Source organism: Telluria sp. ZT3P39, assembly GCF_059685935.1.
Genome location: NZ_JCASIH010000047.1, coordinates 1 through 7,475 on the forward strand (window position 1 = coordinate 1; position 7,475 = coordinate 7,475).

The following is a 7,475-nucleotide window of genomic DNA, read 5'->3' on the forward strand; positions in this document are numbered from 1 at the left end:
AACAGGACCGTGAAACGACTTTGCGCCGATGATAGTGCTGCAACCAGTGTGAAAGTAGGTTATCGTCAGGCTAGTTATAAGCAAAACCCCACCGGTGATCCGGTGGGGTTTTTTGCGCTTGTGCGCCCATATCGAACGCATCTCATCGGGCAGGCGCCGGTGGCTGCACTGCGAACTTGGGCCCCGGCCTTCGCCGGGGCGACGGTGCAAGCGGTGGTGATGAGTGCATATTGCGTTGGAACGCCGCGCCAGCATAATCTTTGCGTTAGCCCTCGGACCGTCGTTCCGGCGCAAGCCGGAACTTCATTTGACCTGGTTTTCTCCCATCCTTTGTCAAACCACCGAACTCACAGTACAGTCATACGATTCACCACATGACAACGGACGATGGACTACCACCAGCTTGTTCTCCAGCGGCGTTCGCATCCCGCCTGGCGTCTTCTCGCGGCCGACCATGCTCCCATGATCGCCAGTTTCCTGCATCGCAGCTTCGTCGCGCCGAACATCCGCACGATTCCGCGCCAGGAACTCGCCACCCAGCTCGACGATCATCTTTTCCAGATCCACGAAGCGGAAGGCCAGGGTGCATATCCGAAAAGCGCCACGGCCTATCTGGACGACTGGGCTTCCGACGAGCGTGGCTGGCTCCGGAAATATTATCCGCACGGGCAAGACGAGCCACACTATGACCTTACCTCTTCTGCGGAACAGGCCATCGAGTGGCTGGACGCCCTCGGCCAGCGTGCGTTCATTGGCACCGAATCGCGCCTGATGACCGTGTTTGATCTGCTTAAACAGATCGTCGACGGCACCGAACTGAACCCGCGCACGCGCATCGAAGAACTACAGAAGCGCAAGGCGGAAATCGACGCCGAGATCGCCCAGATCCGCGAAGGGCGCCTGGATTTGATGGAGCCGACCCAAGTGCGCGAACGGTTCCTGCAAATGGCGAGCACTGCGCGCGAGCTGCTGTCCGATTTTCGCGCACTCGACCAGAATTTCCGCAGTCTGGATCGGAGCGTACGTGAGCAGATCGCCACCTGGGACGGGGGCAAGGGCGAACTGCTGCAGCAAGTGTTCGGCTGGCGTGACCTGATCGCCGATTCCGACGAAGGACGCAGTTTCCGTGCGTTCTGGGATCTCTTGATGTCGCCGTCGCGCCAGGACGAACTCGGCAAGCTACTGGAGCGTGTCATGCAACTTGGACCGATTCGCGAGCTGGAACCCGATGGACGCATCAGGCGCATCCATTACGATTGGCTGGAAGCCGGCGAGGTCACGCAGCGTACCGTGGCGCGCTTGTCCGGGCAGTTGCGCCGTTACCTGGACGACCAGGCCTGGATGGAAAACCGCCGCATCATGGAGCTGATTCGCAGCGTCGAGCAAAAGGCGCTGGCCTTGCGGGGCCAGGTGCCCGACGGGTCATTCGCATCCATCGACGAGCCTGCGCCGGAGATCGGCCTGCCAATGGAGCGCGTGCTTTACAATCCGCCTTTCAAGGCCGATATCCGCAACGTCACGATGGACGACACTACCCACGACATCGCGAGCGACGCCCTGTTCGAACAGGTCCACGTCGATCAGGCGCGCCTGTTGTCGAACATCCGTCGGGCATTGCAGGGGCGCAAGCAGATATCCCTGGCAGCACTGGTAGCGGAACGCCCGATCGAGCAGGGCTTGGCCGAGCTTGCCACCTACCTGAAGCTCGCGACGCAGGAGGTCGCAGCCGTCATTGACGATGAGCGCAACGAACTGGTGTCCTGGACCGACGGCGCCGGTCGCGTCCGCCAGGCATCGCTACCACTTGTCATCTTTACCGTACGTGAGCAAACACCCTATGAATGACGACGACCGACTCGCCCCCATCCTGGTCAGCCTGTTCCAGGGCGTACTGTACCGCGAGAATGCCGCCGCTCCCTGGCAGGCCCTGCTCGACCTTCAGGCACGGGTGCGCGACTACTGCGCCGTCATCGGCCTCGAGCTGATCTTCGACGAGGCCGAAGGCTACGCCTATCTGCGCCAGCGCCCCCGGTCAGTGGAAGAGGCCGACATGCCGCGCCTGGTCCAGCGGCGCCCGCTCAGTTTTCCGGTCAGCCTGATTCTGGTCCTGCTGCGCAAGAAACTGGCGGAAGTCGACGCGACGGGAGGCGATAGCAGGCTGGTGGTCAGCCGCGAAGACATCGCCGAGCAGATGCGCCTGTTCCTGCCCGATACCGCGAACGAAGCACGCTTGCTCGACCGGATGGAAACCCACCTCAACAAGGTTGTCGAGCTCGGATTCCTGCGCCGGCTGCGCGGACCGGATAACCAGTATGAAGTCCGCCGCATCCTGAAGGCCTTCGTCGACGCGCAGTGGCTCGACGAATTCGACAAGCGGCTCGAAGCGTACACGAGCCACGCCACATCGGCCGGCGGGGAGGAAAGCGCATGAACGCACCGTCAGGATTCGATTCGTCCGCACACGCTCTCCAGGCGCAGTTCAATCTGGACGAGCCCGGTGACGCCGAGCCGCCACCGGCGCCGGCCGACGGCGCGGAACGGGCGGGTTTTCGCCTGCACCGCTTTGAGGTGTACAACTGGGGCACTTTCCACCAGCGCGTGTGGCGCATGCAACCGGGCGGCGACAACATGCTGCTCACCGGCGACATCGGCTCGGGCAAGTCGACACTGGTGGATGCACTGACGACCCTGCTGGTCCCGCCCAACAAGATTTCGTACAACAAGGCCGCCGGCGCCGAGGCGCGCGAGCGCAGCCTGCGTACCTATGTGCTCGGCCACTACAAATCCGAGCGCGGCGACACCGGGATGAGCGCGCGCGCCGTTCCGCTGCGCGACCACCACAGCTATTCCGTCCTGCTGGCGGAATTCCGCAACGAAGGCTTCGACCAGAGCGTCACCCTGGCCCAGGTATTCTGGCTGAAGGATCCCCGTGGCCAGCCGGAGCGGTTCTACGTCGTGGCCGACGCCAGCCTGTCGATTGCGGAGCACTTCGCAGGCTTTGGCACCGACATCACGCAGCTGCGCAAGCGCCTGCGCGGCATCGCCGGGCTTACCCTGTTCGACAGCTTTCCGCCCTATGGCGCCGAGTTCCGGCGCCGCTTCGGCATTGCTTCCGAGCAGGCGATGGACCTGTTCAACCAGACCGTTTCCATGAAATCGGTCGGCAACCTCACCGAGTTCGTGCGCGAACACATGCTCGAGCCGTTCCCGGTGCAGCCCCGCATCGACGCGCTGATCGCGCACTTCGACGACCTGAATCGCGCACACGAAGCAGTCCTGAAGGCCCAGGCCCAGATCGATGCGTTGCTGCCCCTCGCTGCCGATTGCGACCGCCATGCTGCGCTGGTCCAGAGCGTGGACGAACTGCGGGCTTGCCGCGATGCGCTGCGCCCCTGGTTCGCCGGACTGAAGGCAGCGCTGCTCGACAAGCGCATCGCCAACCTCGAAGCCGAAGAAGAACGGGCGGCGGGCATGCTGGCGCAGCTGCAGGAACTGCGGCGCGCCCAAAACCGGACGCGCGACGAGCTCACCGCGGCGATCTCGGCAAACGGGGGCAACCGGATCGAACAGATCAAGGGCGACATCGCCCGGCTGGAGGCGACCAGGCACGAAAGGGGCGCACGTGCCGACAAGTACAAGCTGATTGCGGGCGCGGTCGGCTTGCCCGGCGCGCTCGATAGCGACACCTTCAACGCCAATCGGCGCGCCATCGAGCAGGGACAGGCCGAGTGCATCGTGCAGCGCGACGAACGCAGCAACCGCCTGACCGAAGCGGGGGTAACAGTCCGCGAATTGCGGCGCCTGCACGGCGAACTGACCGGCGAACTCGAGTCGTTGCGCCAGCGCCGCTCGAACATCCCACGCCAGGTGTTGATGGTTCGCGAAGCCATGTGCGAAGCATTGTCTCTCCCTGCGGACAAGCTGCCCTTCGCCGGTGAACTGATCCAGGTTCGCGACGACGAGCGCGCATGGGAGGGCGCGGCCGAGCGCCTGTTGCACGCGTTTGGCCTTTCCCTGCTGGTTCCGGAACCCTACTACGCCCAGGTTGCCGCCTGGGCTGACCGCACCCACCTTGGCGCGCGGCTGGTGTATTACCGGGTGCGCCCGGCCGTGACATCCGCGAGACAGGCGACCCATCCGCATTCGCTGGCGCGCAAGCTGGCGATCCAGCCCGATTCGCCCTTCTATGGCTGGATCGAGGCGGAGCTGGCGCGGCGTTTCGACTATGCATGCTGTGACAGCATGGACCAGTTCCGCCGCGAGCAGCGGGCGATCACGCCCAATGGCCAGGTGAAGTCTGGCGGTGAGCGCCACGAGAAAGACGACCGCCACCAGATCGATGACCGCACTCGCTTCGTGCTCGGCTGGACCAATGAAGCGAAGATCGCCGCGCTTGCAAAGCAGGAGCGTGACCTGGCGACGCGCATTCATGCACACGCCCAGCAGATCCGAAGCTTGAAGGAAGAAGTCGAGGAATGGAACAGGTTGCACGGCCTGTGGCAGCAATTGGCGGTCTATGCCGATTTCGCGGAGCTGGACTGGAAACCGCTGGTCGCCGCCATCGACCAGCTCGAGCGCGAGCAACAGGAACTCGCGGCGTCGTCCGACCTGCTGCGCACCCTGCAAGCCCAGTTGCGCGAGCTTGAGCTTGCCCAGTCCGAAAGCGAAGCCCGGCACGGCGCCGCCAAGGCTACGGAGGCCACCGTCGCCGAGAAGCTGCGCCACGCACGGCAGCTGCGCGAGGAGTCCGCTCTGCTGGCCGCCGGCTATATCGATTCCCCGGCCGCGGCGCTTGAGCTGAAACTGGACGCCCTGCGCGCCGAGGCCTTGGGCGAGCACGTGCTGACAGTGGAATCGTCCGACAACCGCGAGCGCGACATGCGCGAGTTCCTGCAGGCGCGCATCGACGCCGAAGGCAAGAAGATCGACCGGCTGCGCGATGCGATCATTTCAGCCATGCAGAGTTACACGACCACCTGGCCGCTCGACGCGCGCGAGGTCGACGTCAGCATCGAGGCGGCCGGCGAATTCAGGCGCATGCTCAACGCCTTGCAGGCAGACGACCTGCCGCGCTTCGCCAGCCGCTTCAAGGAACTGCTGAACGAGAACACGATTCGCGAAATCGCCGGTTTCCAGTCGCAGCTCAAGCGCGAAAGGGAGACCATCCGCGAACGCATCGACACCATCAACACCTCGCTGCATGCGATCGACTACAACCCCAACCGCTACATTGCGCTGGAAGCGGAGCCGAGCCTGGACGCAGACCTGCGCGACTTCCAGCACGACCTGCGCAGCTGTACCGAAGGCGCTCTCACCGGATCGCCCGACGAGGAATACACCGAAACCAAATTCCTGCAGGTGCGGCGCATCATCGAGCGCTTCCGAGGCCGCGAAGGCAGCGCCGAAATGGACAAGCGCTGGACCCGCAAGGTGACCGACGTGCGCAACTGGTTCGTGTTCTCGGCGTCAGAGCGCTGGCGCGAAGATGGCCGCGAGCACGAGCATTATTCCGACGCGGGCGGTAAATCCGGTGGCCAGAAAGAAAAGCTCGCCTATACCGTGCTCGCGGCGAGCCTTGCCTACCAGTTTGGCCTGGAGTGGGGCGCGGTGCGATCGCGTTCGTTCCGCTTTGTGGTCATCGATGAAGCATTCGGCCGCGGCTCCGACGAGTCGGCGCGCTACGGGCTCGAGCTGTTCCGCCGCATGAACCTGCAGCTGCTGATCGTCACTCCGCTGCAGAAGATCCACATCATCGAGCCCTATGTTGCCGGGCTTGGATTCGTGCACAGCGAGGAAGGGCGCCAGTCGATGCTGCGCTACCTGAGCATCGAAGAATTCCGCGCCGAGCGCGAGGCGCGCGCCGGATGAGGGGCGTGCCTCGCGCTGCAAAATGGACGACACCGGAAGACATCGTCGCCAGCACCCGCGCGCTATGGGACAGCGGAGCGCTGCTCCGCGCGCGGGTCGAAGGCGCTACGCTATTCCCCTATGAACTGCGTGTGAGGCAGCCCAGCGTTGCCGACATGGGAGAACAGTTCGAGGCGGTGCGCGCATGGATTGGTGACCTCGCCGGGACGGGTCGCGACCGCAAAGGATACGGCTACGACCTGGTCTGGCGTGCGGTCAACCACCGCCAGCTCGGACGCAACAGTATCCCGGTAGCGGCGGTAATCCCGTCCGAAGACGACGCGCTGCGCATGATTGGCCGCGCCGCGGACGCCCGGCGCTTCGACCGACTCGCGGGCGCCACCCTCAAGGCGTTCCCGGCCCTGCGCGCCTGGCTGTGCAGCCAGCCGCTCAAGCTGCTGGAGCACGCGGACGCATGGGAGCGTGTCCTGGCGGTGCTGCACTGGTTCGTGGCGCACCCGCAGCCCGGCATTTACTTGCGCCAGCTCGACATCGAGGGGGTGCACACGAAATTCATCGAGTCGCGCAAGGGCTTGTTTGCGGAGCTGCTGGACCAGGTCATGCCCCCCGGGGCAATCCTGGCCGGTGCAAACGGCGTCGGCCAGTTCGAAACCCGGTTCGGACTCCTGGCCAAGCCGGCGCTGATCCGCTTTCGCATGCTCGACCCGGAGCATTTCATCGGTGGCCTGTCGGATCTGACCGTGCCGGTAGCCCAGTTCGCGACCCTCGACACCGGCGTGCAACGGGTATTCGTTACCGAGAACGAGGTGAACGCGCTCGCCTTTCCCGCGGCGCGCTCGGCGATGGTGGTATTTGGCGGCGGTTACGGGATCGACCGCCTGGCGCAGACCGCATGGCTGCACGACAAGGAGCTGCATTATTGGGGAGACATCGACACTCACGGGTTTGCGATCCTCGACCGGCTGCGCGCGAACATTCCGCATGTGCGCTCTTTGCTGATGGACGAGCAAACCTTGCAGGCACACCAGAGGCTGTGGGGAAAAGAAGAGCCTGAAAAGCGCTACCTCGCTACCCTGAGTCGACTCACGAATGACGAGCAGCAGCTCTTCCTCGCGCTGCGTGACAACCTCCACGGCGAGCACGTACGGATGGAGCAGGAGCGTATAGGCTACCAGTGGGCGCAGGGAGCGATTCGCAAGGTATAACCGTTGTTCGCAGCTCAGGCAGCAGGCGAATGTTAAGGCTTGCGGCCGCAGTGATCATTTGCTATAGTTCTGCTCCTCCGACGCAGAAGCAGCCCTGAAGGCAGCCACAGCGAAGGAAACGAAGGGGTTGACGAGAAACGCAAAACGCCGCATACTCTCTCTTCTCTGCTGCTGACGAACACAACGCTTCGACAGAACACAGCAAGGCAGGTCCGAATACAGTTCTTTAACAATTTACAGTCGATAAGTGTGGGCGTTTGATGAAGGTGCCAGTGACTTCGGTCATTGATTACTTAAATTATCAAATGTTCACAAAAAAGAAATAGCGTTGTCTCAGCAATGAGATGACGGTCAGTATTTTGAGTGAGCGACCCCTTAGCAATAAGGGTGACAGAAATGTCA

General features: G+C 63.3%; 4 protein-coding genes. All 4 read left to right on the plus strand.

All coding sequences use genetic code 11. The features are described 5' to 3' along the window. Positions 1 to 387: 387 nt before the first annotated feature. From AC56LR_RS21360 to AC56LR_RS21375, 4 genes are read left to right on the plus strand one after another with little or no spacing between them, the layout of a single operon-like run. Positions 388 to 1,845, plus strand: coding sequence for a DUF3375 domain-containing protein (locus AC56LR_RS21360; RefSeq protein ID WP_497133455.1), 1,458 nt, complete (start codon positions 388 to 390; stop codon positions 1,843 to 1,845). Continuing rightward, entirely contained in the window at positions 1,838 to 2,431 is a 594-nt protein-coding gene (locus tag AC56LR_RS21365) for a DUF4194 domain-containing protein (RefSeq protein WP_497133457.1), read from the plus strand. Before AC56LR_RS21360 ends, AC56LR_RS21365 begins: the two co-directional genes overlap by 8 nt. Further along, a complete protein-coding gene (locus tag AC56LR_RS21370) occupies positions 2,428 to 5,868 on the plus strand; it encodes an ATP-binding protein (protein ID WP_497133459.1) in 3,441 nt (1,146 codons plus the stop codon). The genes AC56LR_RS21365 and AC56LR_RS21370 overlap by 4 nt, the downstream gene beginning before the upstream one ends. 5 nt (positions 5,869 to 5,873) lie before the next feature. Beyond that, a complete protein-coding gene (locus AC56LR_RS21375) occupies positions 5,874 to 7,073 on the plus strand; it encodes a Wadjet anti-phage system protein JetD domain-containing protein (RefSeq protein ID WP_497133460.1) in 1,200 nt (399 codons plus the stop codon). Positions 7,074 to 7,475: the final 402 nt, after the last annotated feature.